12 protein-coding genes and 1 pseudogene are annotated in these 15,842 nt (G+C 64.0%); 5 read left to right on the top strand and 8 right to left on the bottom strand.

Annotated elements, in window-relative coordinates; translation table 11 throughout:
* Positions 1-374 precede the first annotated feature (374 nt).
* The gene (locus tag AC1DRO_RS13870) at positions 375-725 is read right to left on the bottom strand and encodes a DUF3846 domain-containing protein (protein WP_476951238.1); all 351 of its coding nucleotides are present in this window, start codon (positions 723-725) and stop codon (positions 375-377) included.
* A gap of 838 nt (positions 726-1,563) precedes the next feature.
* Between AC1DRO_RS13870 and AC1DRO_RS13865 the strand changes: the two genes are divergently transcribed.
* The 5 genes from AC1DRO_RS13865 to AC1DRO_RS13845 all read left to right on the top strand — a co-directional run bounded on the left by AC1DRO_RS13865 (position 1,564) and on the right by AC1DRO_RS13845 (position 6,229).
* Positions 1,564-1,965 carry an FtsX-like permease family protein gene (locus tag AC1DRO_RS13865; RefSeq protein ID WP_476951237.1) on the top strand — a complete coding sequence of 134 codons (402 nt, stop codon included), beginning with the start codon at positions 1,564-1,566 and terminating at the stop codon, positions 1,963-1,965.
* Complete coding sequence (locus tag AC1DRO_RS13860) at positions 1,965-2,627, top strand: ABC transporter ATP-binding protein (protein WP_476951236.1); 663 nt, start codon at positions 1,965-1,967, stop codon at positions 2,625-2,627. Before AC1DRO_RS13865 ends, AC1DRO_RS13860 begins: the two co-directional genes overlap by 1 nt.
* 196 nt (positions 2,628-2,823) lie before the next feature.
* Positions 2,824-3,045, top strand: coding sequence for a hypothetical protein (locus AC1DRO_RS13855; protein ID WP_476951235.1), 222 nt, complete (start codon positions 2,824-2,826; stop codon positions 3,043-3,045).
* A gap of 193 nt (positions 3,046-3,238) precedes the next feature.
* Entirely contained in the window at positions 3,239-5,653 is a 2,415-nt protein-coding gene (locus tag AC1DRO_RS13850; RefSeq protein ID WP_476951339.1) for an HAD-IC family P-type ATPase, read from the top strand.
* Between the two features lie 231 nt (positions 5,654-5,884).
* Positions 5,885-6,229, top strand: coding sequence for a DUF302 domain-containing protein (locus AC1DRO_RS13845; RefSeq protein ID WP_476951234.1), 345 nt, complete (start codon positions 5,885-5,887; stop codon positions 6,227-6,229).
* 247 nt (positions 6,230-6,476) lie between these two features.
* On the opposite strand, the gene AC1DRO_RS13840 is transcribed toward AC1DRO_RS13845, so the two are convergent.
* The 7 genes and pseudogenes from AC1DRO_RS13840 to aspA form a co-directional block, all read right to left on the bottom strand.
* Positions 6,477-7,250: an integrase core domain-containing protein gene (locus tag AC1DRO_RS13840; RefSeq protein ID WP_476951233.1), complete on the bottom strand. Its 774-nt coding sequence runs from the start codon at positions 7,248-7,250 to the stop codon at positions 6,477-6,479.
* A gap of 830 nt (positions 7,251-8,080) precedes the next feature.
* The gene (locus tag AC1DRO_RS13835) at positions 8,081-9,487 is read right to left on the bottom strand and encodes an FAD-binding oxidoreductase (protein ID WP_459384572.1); all 1,407 of its coding nucleotides are present in this window, start codon (positions 9,485-9,487) and stop codon (positions 8,081-8,083) included.
* Positions 9,488-9,562: 75 nt separating this feature from the next.
* Entirely contained in the window at positions 9,563-12,829 is a 3,267-nt protein-coding gene (locus AC1DRO_RS13830) for a BTAD domain-containing putative transcriptional regulator (protein ID WP_476951232.1), read from the bottom strand.
* A gap of 219 nt (positions 12,830-13,048) precedes the next feature.
* Positions 13,049-13,537 (bottom strand): DUF1003 domain-containing protein, encoded by a 489-nt coding sequence (locus tag AC1DRO_RS13825; protein ID WP_476951231.1) that lies wholly within the window; start codon positions 13,535-13,537, stop codon positions 13,049-13,051.
* A gap of 217 nt (positions 13,538-13,754) precedes the next feature.
* A complete protein-coding gene (locus AC1DRO_RS13820; protein WP_476951338.1) occupies positions 13,755-14,018 on the bottom strand; it encodes a winged helix-turn-helix domain-containing protein in 264 nt (87 codons plus the stop codon).
* Between the two features lie 101 nt (positions 14,019-14,119).
* Positions 14,120-15,421, bottom strand: a complete 1,302-nt coding sequence (locus AC1DRO_RS13815) for a dicarboxylate/amino acid:cation symporter (protein WP_476951230.1) — start codon at positions 15,419-15,421, stop codon at positions 14,120-14,122.
* 207 nt (positions 15,422-15,628) lie between these two features.
* Positions 15,629-15,842 (bottom strand): annotated as a pseudogene (gene aspA, locus AC1DRO_RS13810) (aspartate ammonia-lyase); the annotation flags it as partial.

Genomic DNA, 15,842 nt, shown 5'->3' with positions numbered 1-15,842 from the left:
ATGGGCATCCGGTCTACGGGGTCAGTTGTTTCAGGGCGAGACCGGTCAGTACCGCGATGTCTCTGATGGGTACCTGGAATGTTCGGAACGGACCCAGTGGGCGAGCCAAAACGACCTGGATCGCGCGGATCAGGGCAACGGTAGTTCTGCCTTGGGCCAAATTTGAGCTCACGGTGGCAAAGCCTGATGCGGTTGCCGTCGCAGGGGTCCGCGTATGTTCTGTGCCCTTGAAGGATCGTTGATCCTCTTCAGTTGATGATTTCGCCTCGCTCGTCCGCGCGGAGTGCTGCCAGGTCAGCGTGGCCGCAGAAATTTGGCGCGGTATAGCCCGTGAGGCCTTCAAAGGGCTTCGCAGGGCGGATTTTCCCTTTTGGCTAGGCAGCCAGTGCGGTGTCGAAGAGGCGGTCGGCGAGGAGGAGCAGGTGTGCGGGTGGATCTGTTTCCTCTCCGTTTCTTCCATGTCCGAGGAAGACGGCGGTGCCGCTGACGGTCTCCTCGAGATATAAGCCTGCTTCGCGGAGCAGCACTTCGGCGCGGAGGTTCAGGGGCAGGGGGATAAAGTCTGCCTCGTCATTCAGATAGACGTGCCAATCATTGAAAGTGATTACGCCGACATTTCCTTCAACCAAGGATTGTAGTGCGACCAGGCGCGCGTCGATCTTTTCGACGCGAATGGGCTGGCTGAGGCGGCATGGGATAATCAGGGCGACGCGTGTCGGGCGCAAGACTTGTCCTTTCTGTGTCTGAACGATTGGAATTTTCGAGTGGCTCGAACCGCTGTCCAAGGGGAAAACAATCCGTGCCCGCTCGAAGCGTTGCGGAGCGACCGGTATGGTGCACTGTGTGAATAGAGCTGTGAGGCGCGAAATTGAATTGACACATTAGTGTCTTGGGGTTCCACAGCGTCAGTGGGTCCCGTAGCTGCGCTTGCGAAGCCGCTGTTCGCATCGGTTGGGCTCGGCACGTCGCCGCACGCCACGTGGTTACCGTCGTCGTCCAACTGGGCATTTTCGACTGTTCATGGCCGTCTCGCGGCCATTTGCGACTGCGCCGCGCCGCTGCGGGTGGGGACATCGGCTGGGCTGGCGCGGGCAGCTGGTCGCGGCTAGGAGTCTCGGGTCCGGCTGCCCGCATTCCATATCAACGCATAGGGGCCGTTGCCCATGCRGTGTTGTACCGGCACTCGTTTGTGACGGCGGGCCCACTTGCGGTGGTGGACCATCAGGTGCGACACATCACCTTTGGTTTTTGCGCGGCTTTGCGAACAGAGTTTCGCTGGTTTCGGCCTTTGCTCTTTTTTCGGCTCTCTTTTCGAGAATCGACTTTCCCGATTTTTTGACACTAACATTCTTCGGAGACTTTCCTGACAATGGAATCACGCCTTTCTAAACGCTACCTACCTATCACCATACCCACTTATATTATTAAAGCCAGTCCTCGGGGTTAGGGAAGGCTCTGGCACTGACCTGGGCGCGAAAAGAGAACCGGAGATTTTATAGTCCGAACCGCGAAATAGCCCCTATTCGTGTCGCGGATGCGTCCCCCGGCTTTGAAGCCGAGACCATGACCCTGAGCACGATCCAGGTCTTCCTGTACGCGATCTCCGCGCTTGTGGTGGGCGCCTTCTTCACTGTGTGGACGATTCAGCGCAAGCATGAAATTTCAGTCTTGAGGGCCATCGGCGCCTCGACCGGCTACCTCCTGCGGGATGGACTGGCCCAGGGCGCCATTCTGTTGGCCGGATTCACCGCGCTTGGCGTGGCCGCCGGCCTGGGGCTGGGCGCCGCCATGCCGGACGCCATGCCATTCGCCCTCGAGGCCGCACCGATCGCCCTCGCCACGGCACTCACCATTGGTCTGGGCCTGATCGGTGCCGCCGTGGCCGTGGTGCGCATTTCCCGGCAGCCGCCGCAAGCCTTGCTGACACACCGCAAACCACCGGCCTGTCCATCCGCCACGCGGTGATGGAACTCGGCGACGGCGACACCCGGGTGAGAGCCCTGGATGACGTCAGCCTCGATGTTGCCCCAGGCGAGTTCCTTGCCATAGTGGGGCCATCCGGTTCCGGTAAATCCTCTCTACTGGCTGTCGCCGGTGCGCTGGCCGCTCCCGATTCCGGAACGGTTACTATCAACGGTCAGGACCTTTCCCAGCTAAGCCAAGGTAAACGCGCAGCTTTTCGGCTCTCAAACATTGGCTTTGTCTTCCAGTCCGGCAACCTCGTCCCGGCCCTGACGGCCTCGGACCAGCTCCGCCTGGTGAACCGCCTGTCAGGCGGGCCGAAAGCGTTCGATCCCATGGCGCTGCTGGAATCCGTCGGCATGGACCACCGTGCGGGGAACCGCCCCGGGCAGCTTCCCGGCGGTGAAAGGCAGCGCGTTGGCATCGCCCGCGCACTGGTCACCGGGGCGAAACTCCTGCTCGTGGATGAACCGACGGCGGCCCTAGACCGGGCCCGCAGCCGCGAAGTCGTGGAACTGATCGCCCAGCAAAGCCGCGAACACGGCGTCGCAACCGTCATGGTCACCCACGACCACGACGTCCTGGACCCTGCGACCGCGTGCTTGAAATGGTGGACGGCCGATTGGCCGCCACAGCCCCGGTCGCCTAGAAGGCCCCTGTTATGAGCGAGGGGGTCTGCCCGGCATGCCGCCTCGCTCGTCGCAGGCTTGCTAAGTAAGCAAGCCAGCGTTAAAGGATCACCTCAATGCCCAGAATCAGCGCCGCCACCGTCGCGGAACACCGTGCCACACAGCAACGGGCACTGCTGGACGCCGCGCACGAGCTGCCCCGGGTGCCGAACTCGACGAGCAAGCCACCCGGATGCACCGCCAGCTTCAGGAACCGCTCATCGAGACGCTCACAGAACTCGGGGTAGCGGACGCCGAGTCGCTGGCAGAGATGATCAACTCCGTCATCCACGCCGGTACCCGCATGCTCGAATCCGGGCAAACGCTGGAACAAGTCCACTCCCACCTCAGGATTCTGCTCGGACCTTTCGTGACCGAGCACCGATCGGCCGAGGCGGCTACAACGGGAGCCTGAGCGTCTTCTCCGTCCAGGTTGGTGCCGCCCTCCCACTTCACATCTTTGTAGCGGCGGATACCATCGGAGGGTGAAGGCATACCGCCGGCGCAAGAGACAAGCCTTTCTGCATCGGCGTGCGTCCCCGGCAGCCAAACGCCGGAAGGCCGCCGCCAAGCGCCAGGCGGCCGCCAAGGGGCTGTCGCAGGGGGAGGTGGCTACGCGGGTCGAGCGCGGGCTTACCAACCGCGTGCCGGACACCACTAGCCGGAGCCTGTGGCAGATATTCCGGGCCAACGTCTTCACGCTCTTCAACGCAATCGTCGGCACGAGCTTCCTGCTGCTGTTGTTCCTGGGGCAATGGCGGGATGCCCTGTTCGGCCTCGCCGCTGTCAGCAATGCCGTGATCGGCGTCGTCGAGGAATACAGGGCGAAAAAGTCCTTGGACCGGCTGGCTGTCCTCAACGCCCCGCTTGCGCGGGTCTTGCGCGAGGGTCAGATCCACGAAATCGCCACGGCCGACGTCGTAAAAGATGACCTCCTGGTGTTGCGGGCCGGGGATCAGGTCACTGCCGACGCTGCCGTACTGGAGTCGTCCGGCCTCGAGGTGGACGAATCGCTTCTCACGGGCGAAGCAGACCCGGTGGGTAAGGATGCGGGGACGGAAGTACTCTCCGGATCGATCGTCGTGGCCGGCCACGGCAACGCCCAGGTTGTCCGGGTCGGAGCGGCGTCGTTCGCGAGCCGGCTGACGGCAGATGCGCGACGCTTCTCACTGGTGAACTCCGAGATCCGCAACAGCCTCAACCGTGTAATGCGCTGGATCGCCTGGATCCTGCTGCCCGTTGCCCTCATCGTGCTCAACGGCGAGATCCAGGCGCGCGGCGGCTGGCAGACCGCCATTTCCACCGGTGCCTGGACCCCCGCACTCGTGGGACTTATTGCCAGCATGATCGCGATCGTCCCGCTGGGACTAGTGCTGCTGACGAGCGTGGCCTTCGCCGTGGGCGGACTCCGGCTGGCTAAACACAACGTACTGATCCAGGAACTCGCCGCTGTCGAGGGACTGGCACGCGTAGACGTACTGTGCATGGACAAGACCGGAACCCTCACAGAAGGAGGACTGGTCTTCGACGCGGTTCACCCGCTGGCGCCGCAACCGGGATGGGAGCAGGCCCTCGCATGGTTTGGCGCCGAACCCGAGGCAAACGCCACGGCACGCTGCCTGAGCACGGCCTTTGAGGATGATGGCGGCCTTCAACCCGTCCGGACCGTGCCGTTCTCCTCCGCCCGGAAGTGGAGCGGAGTCAGCTTCAACGGGAGCGCCCGCGGTGCGCGCACCTGGATTCTCGGAGCACCGGAAATGATGCTTGTGCAGGGCGACGACGCAGCCGCACGTCTGAAGCCGTCGATCTCGGCGCCCGACGGCGCAGTACCGCGCCAGAGCGACGTCTTGCGTCAGGCCGGCGAACTGGCCGCATCAGGGCTGCGGACCCTGCTCCTGGCCGACGCGGATCAGTTGCCAGCCAATGGGAAGGTGGAGCAGCTGCCGGGGTCGCTCCACCCTGTGGCGCTGCTGACCTTCCGGGAACAGCCGCGCTCCGATGCCCGGGAGACCCTCAAGTTCTTCCGGACCGAAGGGGTCGGGTTGAAGATCATTTCCGGCGACGATCCCCGCACCGTTGCCGCCATTGCCCGCAGGGTTGGCCTGGAGGTCACGGAGGGCTTCGATGCACGCTCACTGCCGGAGGACCCGCTGCATCTGGAGGAGGTGATGGAATCAAACATGGTGTTTGGCCGAGTGACGCCGGCCCAGAAGAGGGCGATGGTCGAGGCGCTCCAGCGCAGGGGACATACTGTGGCCATGACCGGCGACGGCGTCAACGACGCCCTCGCGCTCAAGACGGCCGACCTTGGCATCGCCATGGACTCCGCGGCGCCCGCCACCAAGGCAGTCGCGCGCCTGGTATTGCTCGACGGCCGCTTCGACCGGCTTCCCGGAGTCCTCGCTGAGGGCCGGCAGGTCATCGCCAATATTGAGCGGGTCTCCAGCCTCTTCCTCAGCAAAACGGTCTATGCGACCGCCATCGCGGTGACCTTCGGGCTCCTACAGTGGACGTTTCCGTTTCTTCCCCGCCAGCTATCCTTCACGGACGGCCTGACGATCGGAATCCCGGCCTTCTTCTTGGCGCTCATGCCGAACCCGCGCCGCTATCAGCCCGGATTCCTGCGCCGGTCCCTATGGTTCTCCGTCCCTGCCGGACTGATCGTCACGGCTTCCCTGCTCACACTGAACGCATTCGCGCCGCTGGCCGGCACGGCAACGTCCGAACAAGTCAGCAGCGCCTCTGTGCTGACGCTGTCCATGGTCGGACTGTGGATCCTTTCGGCTGTGTCGCGCCCCCTCAACGCGGCGCGCCTGGCCGTGGTGTTGGCCATGAGCGCCTCCCTGCTGGTCTCGCTCAACCTCCCGCTCGTGCAGGAATTCTTCCTGCTTTCCCGGCCACCCGGCGGGTTGTTGCTCGCGGCCGTGGCGTGCGGGGCCGCCGGGGGCCTCGGAGTCGAGGTCCTGGCGCGGGTCCACGCCCGGGCCTTCCCGCAACAAGGTCCGGTGGTGAAGAGCGGTTAAATGGGCTCATCAATTATTAGCGTTATGTCCTCAACCGAAGGGGCTGGAAGCCCTGCAAACATAGGTGTGGTCCAGACATCTTTTGCCGGGGAACCATGGGAGCCCCAGCGACCCAGACTGGCCTGTTCAATCCGGGCACTTGGAGGGCCTGTATTTTCCGGGGATAAGGGGGAATTCGGCGCCGCGTTCACAGGCGGGGGCGGTGGTGCAGGAGGGTTGCACACAGCACCGATGCGAGGAATATCTCAGGAGGCACTCCTCGGCCAGGGCTTCGGGGTAATCTCTGAAATCGATGTCCGCTCAACCTTCGAGACCAAGCTCGGGGAGGAGAACGGACAGGCCTTGGGCGGCTACCTCATCCCGGGCGTCTGCAATCCCGCCCTGGCCCAACGCGCGCTCACCGCGGAACCGGACATGGGGCTGCTCCTTCCCTGCAAGGTCGTCATCCGGCGCGGCCGCGACGCCAACGCGACCGTCATCCAGACGATCGACCCGCAGACGATGGTCCGGCTCACTACACCCCGGCCATCGCCCTGGTCGTCGCTGAAGCCGATGACCGCCTCCGGGCCGCGCTGAAAGAGCTCCAAACCGCGTGATGGCCGGCCGGCCTCCGGACCGGATGCTCCTTGGAAGCGGAACGGTCGCCGCCGCCACCCCGCGCGCATCGGAGTCCGGCTGGCCGCCCCGGCATTCCCCTCGTTGCAGGCTGCGGTCATTGGTCTGAGGTCTTTGATCCGTCCAATTCGGGGGAGTGCACAATGTGCACACTTTGGGCTTGGGACCGGGTTGTGTGATGTCTCGGGACATGGGTGACGGTTCTGTATCAGGACATCGGTGACATTTCGTGTATCAGGACATCGGTGACGGTTGGGGATTTTTTCGCCGTGAATCCGGGGGGCTTGCCGTTTCCGACTGTTTTTGTCCCGGTCTGTGGACGGGGGTAGGACGTGATGTGGGTGCCCTGGTCATCGAAGAACTGGATTGTCTCGGGGTCCCAGAGCGCGTGGATGCACTGCCGGGCGTAGGGTTTGCCGATCATGTAGACCACGCTGTTGATCGTGACTCTGCCGTTGGGGTAGGCGATGCGGGTGGCCTGGCCGCTGCCGTGGGTGCTGTCCTGGGTGAGGGTCGGGACGGGTTTCGGGTGGGGTGGCTCGGCGACCGGTGTGACGGCCCATGCTTGTTGCGGGGTGATCCGTCCGGGCAGGCCCTGGTGGGGGCGTTCGGTGTTGTAGAGCTGATCGAACGCGTCGACCTGTTCCTGAAGCTGTTCAAGGCTCCCGGCGAGGGGTTGTTTGTCCAAGAAACGGAACAGGGTCCGGTGGAAGCGTTCGTTCTTGCCCTGTGTGGTTGGTTTGTACGGTTTCCCGGTGATCGCCTCGATCCCCAGGGAGGTAACGTACGTGAGGAGTTGGCCTTGGCGGCCTCGCCGTGAAGGGTTCAACGCGGCCCCATTGTCCGTGAGCAGTTTCTGGGGCACCCCGTGCGCGGTGATGCCCTTCTTCACCACCGCGATCGCGGCCTCGGATGTTTCCCCGGCGGCGACGTGGGAGGCGACCGCGAAGCGGGAGTGGTCATCGATGAGCTGGAAGATCACGCATTTACGGCCGCCGGTGAGGACGTACTCGGGTCGCGTCCAGCTGCCACAGACAGTTCGGGGCCGGGTAAACGAACCGGCGGTACAGAACGATGTCACAGCACCACGCGGCGGATCATCCGGCCACTGCGAGATCGCTAAACGGACACGAGGATCAACAGACTCAACTCCACTCATCCACCAATCAGATCGGCAGAAGTGTCACCACCAAGAACCTCGGAACTGTCACCATTGACCTGACAAAGAACTGTCACCTATGTCCTGCGACATAACACTTGGGACCGGGTTGTACCTAGGTCGGATCGGCCCGGATTCCGAATGTTTCCGCGGAAGCCCAGTATTTGCGGGGGAGGGAATGCAGTTCGAGTCCCACCTCGGGCACGGCATTCCCCCTCGCCAGAGGGGGTTATTGCTTTAACGTATGTACATTAATCCTGCCCGGGTCCCTCTGATGCTGTCCGTGGCTGGTGCCTGGCGCCGCGGTGGCCTGTGAAGTTGTGTGGGGGACGGGGTTAGGTCCCTGGCTGGTGGGCCCTCCGCCTGATGTGGGGTCATTCGGGTCTCCTTCCTGGCTTGTTCTGAGGGTCGTAGTTGGCCTTGTACCTATTCATGCCGTGGGGTTGTTGTGACGACATGACCTTCGGGGATTTTTTGAAGATGTTTTTCTCCCGAATCCTTGTTTACCGGTGGCTTGGGGGAAGGCTGGAACACCGCAGCAACTGACCGGCGTTGCCGGTCAGTTGCCGGGGGATCGAGGTGCCTCGGGCGCCGGCTGTCAGGTTGCTTCCCGATCCTCGCTCGATCATCCACTCCTCACGCAGGCAGTGCTGTCACACCGTGGGGGCGATGTTCTGGTTTAACCGGAATAGATTGGTGGGGTCGTATTCGTTTTTCAGTTCCACGAGCCGCCGGTAAGTATCCGCCGGGTACGAAGCCCGGACGAGCGCCGTATTCGCTTCACCTGTGAAATTCACGTAGGCCGTCACATCCGGACCGAGCGCGGACGTCACGCCCCGTGCCCATTCGACGACATCCGCGAAGCCTTCCGCCGTCGGCGTGCGCGCAACAACATTGACGATGAATTCCTGGTCGCGGAGTGCGAAGGCCGTTGCTTCGGCCGGAACCCGGCCGACCGCGCCACCAAGGTGGTGCAGGTGAATCTGCGTCATGGCGCTGGGCAATGCCGCAAACGAGTCCAGCAGCACGCGCACGGACGCGTCGTCGGCGGCGCGCAGAAATGCCGAGCGGAAATAGTTGTGCACGCCCCGCGGGTACAGCGGATCGAGCGCCTGCTGCCACCCCGCGTACGGGTTGGCCGCGAAGACATCGGCGATGACCGTGCCCAATGACCGGAAGGGCGCGGTGGCGGCCTCGCCGGCATCGAGATCGCCGGACCAGCACCCTCCCACAGCGATGACCGGCTTGCCGTGCACTGATTCAGGCAGGAACGGGACCGGTGGCGCCATGGTCATGTTGACCAGCGTGGTCAGCTCATCGGGGGCCGCCGCGCAGGCCGCCCGATAGCCGCGCAACACCTGCTCCGCCTCTTCTGCGGGGTAGAAAACCAGGCCGGAAAGGACGATGGGCCCCACTTCGTGCAATTGATACTCGAAGGACGTCACCACACCGAAATTGCCGCCGCCGCCGCGCAGCCCCCAGAACAAATCGGGGTGCTCATCGGCACTGGCGTGAATAAACTGCCCGTCAGCAGTGACGACGTCGGCGCCGACCAGGTTGTCGCTGGCCAGCCCGTGCTTGCGCACGAGCCAGCCGATGCCGCCGCCGGTGGTGAAGCCGGCGATGCCGGTCGAGGACACCAGGCCACCTGTCACCGCTAGCCCGAATTGCTGGGTCTCTGCATCCACGTCCTTCCAGGTACACCCTGCCTGTGCCGCCACCCGGCGTCGGGCAGGGTCCACCTGGACCCCCTTCATCAGCGAAAGGTCCAGCACGATACCGTCGTCGACGGTGGAAAATCCGGGGATCGAATGGCCACCGCCGCGAACCGACAACGGCAACCCCTCGCTGCGCGCGAAATCGACCGTGCGGATCACATCTGCCACACCCGCACAGCGTGCGATGAGCGTCGGGCGCCGGTCGTGGGCCCCGTTCCAGATGCTTCGTTCGTGGTCGTAGTCAGCGTCCCCTGGCCGGACGACCGTGCCGCGCAGCCCGGCGGCGAACTCGGCGATGGTGGCCTCTCCGATGCGGGTCGGCCTAGTCTGCGTCGTTGTCACGATGCGTTCCTCCTGATTGCTGTTTGTTTGTCAGATCCATTTGTCAGATCCAGGAATCACGCTAGTGAACCGTACTCAACGAGCACTCAACGCCGTCTCAACATCATCATCCGAGTCCCGCCTACGCAGTGCGGCCAGCCGCTGACCGGCGATGAGGCATCTCGTTCGGTCGAAAATCGCCCCAGCCCTGTCAATTTCGCGGGCCGCCCGATGCGGGTCGCCGAGCTCGTTGGAAAGCTCTGCCACCATCAACCGTTGCCAGCCAGTGTGTCGCCGCCAGGGGGCGACCTTTTCCGCTGCCTGCCTGTACATTTCCCGCGCTGCCCGGACCTCCCCGGAGATCAGTTCGGCGGCACCGAGAATGGTCAGCGTGGCGCCCATCCCCACCTGATCTCCCGCGGACTCGAACCCTGAAAGGCAACGCCGAGCGTCCGTCAGGCCGCGGTCGATATCACCACCCATGGCGCGGAGCAGGGCGATATTAATCTCGGTCAGCAGCTCGCCGCGTCGGTCGCCCAAGCCGAGCCGAAGCTCCCGCGCCAAGGAAAGAGCCTCATCGGCCGCGCTGTGGTCGCCACAGTCGCGCAGAATGCAGCCAAGTTGGTGAAGTGTCTGCGCCCTCGCCAGGTCATCACCTAACTCGGCGAAATGTTCGGCTGCATCCGTGATGACGGATATCGCAGACGGCGTGTCTCGCGAAAGCCTGGCCGCGTAGCCGATCGCGGACAGCACGTAGCCTTTGGCTTGGATAACGCCAACCCGCCGGCCCAGCAGCAGGGTCTCCTCGACGCAGGGGACCAACCGACCGGCGATCGGGACCAGTTGCAGGCTGGGAGTGATCACCGGCAGGAAGGGTGGGGTGCTGGTCTCAGACTGTGCGAGTTCGCTCAGGCAGGTGTTTAGGTGACGGGCGGCGAGTGGTCCGTCCTCCCGGGACAACGCGCACTGGCCGAGCAGCCAACTGCTGGCAGCGCAATGTTCGGGTCTGCCACCCTCGAATGCCTCGGTGTGCACGTCGGCTGCCAGCTGTTCGGCCTCGTCCAAGTCGAAAGTGCTCCAGGCGAGCGAGGTCTCAATGAGCCGGGCCATCGCCACCTCGTCGGGGTTGCCGATCTCCCGCATGATTGCCAGGGCCTCCGCGCCGAGCGCCCGATGCCGGTCGCCGCGGCCCTGCCGGCTGTCCAGCCCGGTCAGGCCGATCAGAGCAGCCGCGCGAGGCCGGGTCGAGTCGGGAGCCACCGCCAAGGCACGCTCCACCCAACGTGCTCCCTCGACCGCGTGACCGCGGAGGAACCAGAACCGCCACAGGCTGGCCGCGAGCCGGAGCGCGGTCTCGGGCTCGCGGGCGCACGACCAGCGCAACGCAGCGCGCAGGTTGTCGTGCTCACGGTCGAGCAACTTCGGCTGTTCGATGACCACCCCGGTGGCCCGTTCGGGATTGTGGGATTCGGCGACGGCAAGGAAGTAGGCGCAATGCGCAGCCGCCAGTTGAGCCGCCTCACCTGCATGATCGAGATTCTCTTGGCCAAACTGGCGGACCGTCTCCAATTGCCGGTATCGGGTCCCGGCGCCCCTCCTTTCGGTGACCACCAAAGACTTGTCCACCAGCTTGGCCAACAGGTCGAGCAGTTCGATCTGCTGGAGGGGCGCGTCAGCGCAGACTGCTGCCACAGCGTCGAGGGTGAAACCACCCGCGAACACAGACAGCCGGCGCAGCAGAACCTGCTCCGGTTTGGTGAGCAGTTCGTGGCTCCATTCCAAGGTGCCACGCAGCGTCTGGTGCCGCGTGACGCCGCTGGTTCCCCCGCCGAGCATGGACAAAGCATCGCCCAATCCCTGGACGATCTCGGCGGGTTCGAGTACGGCGGTTCTGGCCGCGGCCAATTCCAGGGCCAGCGGCATCCCGTCGAGCCGTCGGCACAACTCTGTCACCCCCTGCGCGTTGTCGGCGTCGAGCGCGAAACCCGGCCGGACCTGCGCTGCCCGCTCAACGAAAAGCCGGACAGAGGGCAGACGGCCCAGCACGGCCAGGTCGGGAGCGTCGGTCCGCAGGGGCGAGGGCAGGGGCAATGACGGCACCCGGTAGGTGTACTCCCCGGCGGCATGGAGTGGCTCCCGGCTGGTGGCGAGCACTCTAACCCCAGGGGATCCGTCCAGTAGCGCGACGACGAGATGCGCACAGGCCGCGAGCAGGTGTTCGCAGTTGTCCAGCACGAGGAGCAGCGAGCGTCGCCGCAGTTGGTCGACCAGCGCTTGGACGCGGCTTGGTGCCGCGCCGGAATCCAACCCGAGGACCTCGGCTACGGCATCGGCCACCAGCAGCGACTCCCCAACGGCCGCGAAGTCGACGAACCAGACTCCGTCCACGTACTCAGGACGAACTCGCTTCGCGGCCTCCAAAGCCAGTCTGGTCTTGCCGCTGCCGCCAGCCCCGGTGAGGGTGAGCAGGCGAGCATGGCCCATCAGCCGCTCGACGTCAACGAGTTCACGCTCGCGCCCGATGAAGCTTGTCAACGGGGATGGCAGATAACCGATGGCATCGTCTTTGGCGGTCACGCCGGCGGGCCGGTGGAGGCGCTCCTCGGGCGGCGAGCCGGTCAACAGCTCGCGAAACAGTCCCGTCGTCCGGGTGTCCGGGTCGGTCCCGAACGCGTCGAGGAGTTCGTCGACCAGCCGCTCATATCGTGCCAAGGCTTCCGACCGCCGGCCCATCCCAGCCAGCACCACCATCTGCGCGCGCACGGCCCCCTCGTGGACGGGATCGGATTCGAGCGCACGGGTGAGGATGACCAACGCTTCCTCCGGTGCGCGCCGCGCTACCGTGGACGCCAGTTTCACCAGTACCTCGAGATGGATTTCCCGGAGCTCATCGCGGCGTGTCGTCAGCCAATCCGCATCCGGCAGCTCCGGCAGAAGATCACCACTGTACAAGTCGGCCGCATCGCGCAGGCTTGCCTCGACGCCTGCAGCCAACGCTGCCACGGCCGAACGCTTGAACTGCAGGACATCGACATCGACCGGGCCAGTGTCATCCAGCACGACCACTTCACCGCGGATGACGAGGAGCCCGTCGCTGCCGGTTCCAGCGCTAGCGAGCGCACGGCGGGCGACGTACAGGGTCTGATGCAGATTCCGTGCGGCGGCCACCGGCTCCATGTCAGGCCACAGACGGTCCAGTACCTGCTCGCGACGGCCACGCTGACCACGCGCCAGCGCCAGCATTGCCACCACGGCCTTCGCCTTCTGCAGCCGCCAGTGGTTGTTCTCGACGGCGTTCCCGTTGACGTACACGATGAACGAGCCGAGAAGCTGGATGCGCAACCCGCTTTGGGTAGGCTTCATGGTTCCTCAGTATCCGCTCGCCAACCGGCGTTGTCGAACAACGAAATTTCCCACACGCGCCCTGCCTTGGCTCACTCTGTGAGCGGCCCATCAGTAGCAAGCAAACCACCAGAACCACAGCAGCCAATCGCCCCCGTCCGGCTCGATTCCGACAACCACCGCCGCCGGCACACTGCCGTGGGAAGTCGCCAAAAACCTCGGCGTCTCTGTACCTACCCTCTACCCGTGCGTCCCGGCAACGGACGCGGGCAAGGTTCTGAGTTGCTGAAGTTCGCGGAGAATCTCCAACTGCTGGCAGTTAATGTCCATCAGGAGATCGATCTCTTCCTTGGACTTCAGGTTCGTAGTGTAGTCATGCTGGGCCATGGCCCCGGCGATGGCATCCTGGCGTTTGGCGGCGATGAGCAGAATTGCTCCTTGCAGACCGGCCAGCATGGACAGAAAGAGGTTAAGAAGTATGTAGGGGTACGGATCCCAGGCATGGGTCGCCAGCGCCCAGGTGTTTATGGCGGCCCAGACCAGCATGAAGGCGATGAAACCTCCCACGAAAGGCCAGCTCCCCATCCCGTTTCGCATGAGGTCCGCGGCCTGCTGCCCGCGGGTGAGGGAAGCCTTGTGCTTGTCGTGCCAGGTGTTCGGTTCTCCGGTCATCCTCCACCCTAACCAGACCTGGCGGCTGGGACGTGCTTCTCCGTTGGTCTGCGCCATGAGTCCTAACCCTCCGGTGCCGTCGGATCTCCCGGCACCTGCCTGGCGCCGCGATTGCGGCACCGTGATCTAAGCCCGGCATGCTGCACGATCTTTCGGTCCTGAAACTGCGAGCTTGGTTAGGGGAGAGGACATGAGATTCCGGCCGTAAAGACACGGCGGACGACGGCGGGAGGTCCCGCCGTCGTCCGCAAGAGTTGCAGTCAGCGCTGTCCGGCTAGGAGGCGGGGTCCGTTTTTCCAGGGGCGAGGCCGTAGAAGGGCGTGAACCGACCCCTGGCTCCGGGGGAAATGTTGGAACGGACGATCAAAGCGCTCTCCAGCGCTGCCAAATGGTATCTGACTGCGCCTCGCGAGGACGCGATGCCGTCGCTGATGTCAGCGACTTTGCTTGCCCCATGGTTTGCCAGGTAGTCGATGATTTGTGATTTGATCGGTGCGTTTCTCGCTCTTTTCGTCCGCTCAATGCGGTGTACGTCCATCGGGCTCTGGACTTCAAAGTCGGCTGTCATTGGCGATGGCCTTTCATCCGGTGTGAGGGTAGGTTCGCTGGTTGAAAATTGGTTAGCCGAGCGGGATCCGGTCAGTGCCTCGAAACGAGCTCAGGCTCCCTGCTGTCTTCAGTGACTTCCGCGTCTTGGGAGGCTTCCGCGCGTGACGCTTCGAGGAGGGACGTGGACTTGTCGTGGTTCCGGCCGATCACCGCCGTGGCGATGGCATTTCCCAGGATGTTGGTGGCGGTGCGCCCCATGTCCAGGAGCTGGTCGATCACCAGCAGGACACCAATTCCGGCGGCGGGGATGCCGAAGGCAGGGACCACGGCGGCTACGACGACGAGTGACCCGCGTGGCACGCCGGCCATGCCCTTACTGCTGAGCAGGAGCATTGCGGTCATCGCGATCTGCTGGCCAAGGTCCATGTCGATGCCGTAGGCGTTGATCAGGAAGACCGACGCGAAGGTCATGTACATCATGGAACCGTCCACGTTGAACGAGTAACCCAGGGGCAGCACGAAACCGGTGGTGCGCTTTTCGATGCCGAACTTGGTCAGGCCTTCAATGAGCTTGGGCAGGGCGGCTTCACTGCTGGAGGTGGCGAACGCGATGACCATGGGTTCGCGCACTATCCGGACCAGTCGGAAGGCCGCCCGTCCGAGGAAGGCGACGGCGACGCCGACCATGATGACCCACAGGGCCGAGAGAGACACATAGAACCCGCCGATGAACGACGCGTAGGTGGCAAACGCATCGAGACCTTGGGAGGTGAAGGCCGCTGCGATGCCGGCGAAAACGCCGACGGGCGCCGCCAGCATCACATACCCGGTGACCTTCAGCATGACGCCCATCAGTTCGTCGATGGCATCGGCGATGGAGGAGCGGCCCTTCTTCCGAAGGTTCAGCAGGGCGATGCCGAAGAGGGCGCCGAATACGAGGATCTGAAGGGGGTTGTTTTCGGTCAGTGCGGCGAAGACGCTCGTGGGAATGATGTGGGTGATGAACGCCTGGTAATCGAGGGGCTTCGTTTCCATCCCCGCGTCGCCTCCCGGCATTAGGTGGAGCCCGTTACCGACGTTGAGTACATGGGCCGTGATGAAGCCAAATGCGCCCACCAGGACGGAGGCGGACAGGAACCAGATCATTGAGCGGCCAAAGAGCTTGCCCACGCCGGCGGATTTGGCCGCTCCTGCGATGCCGGAGACGAGGGTGGCGAAGATCAGCGGGGCAATGATCATTTTGATGAGGTTCAGGAACATGTGCGTCACGGTGTCGAGGACCGCCACGACGGATTCGCGTGTGTCTACCGGCAGCAGCCAGTGGAAGAGCAGACCGCTGAGGATTCCGAACAGGAGCGCTGCCAGGATCCACATCGTTGATTTGTTTTTCATAGTCAGTCCTTGGGTAGAGGCCGGGTTGGTGGCCCGGTGCTGGAACGGTCCTCGTCATCGAGTTCCGTTTTCTCTGTAGTCGATCGGGTTTTTGGGCACGACGGCGTGCCCCTTGCTCCCTGGTCGGGCGGGGTCGTCGGTCTGCGGGTGGGCCCACTACCGCAGGGTTCCCTAACCGAGCTTGCGAGGTTAGGGAGCGGTTGGGGATTATTTGGTGAGGTTGGCCAGGCGGTGCGGGCTGAGGAGCTCGGTGAGCTGCTCGTCGGTGAGCAGGCCGTGTTCGAGCACTAGTTCCGCGACGCCCTTGCCGGTGGCGAGGGCTTCCTGGGCGATGGCCGTGGCTGTGGCGTAGCCGAGTTGCGGGTTCAGGGCGGTGACGAGGCCGATGGATTGTTCCACGGTGAGGCGGAGGTATTCGGTG

Source organism: Arthrobacter sp. P4_F11, assembly GCF_056401395.1.
The sequence above is the reverse complement of the archived record's forward strand: the minus strand, read 5'-3'. Positions and strand labels throughout refer to the sequence as shown.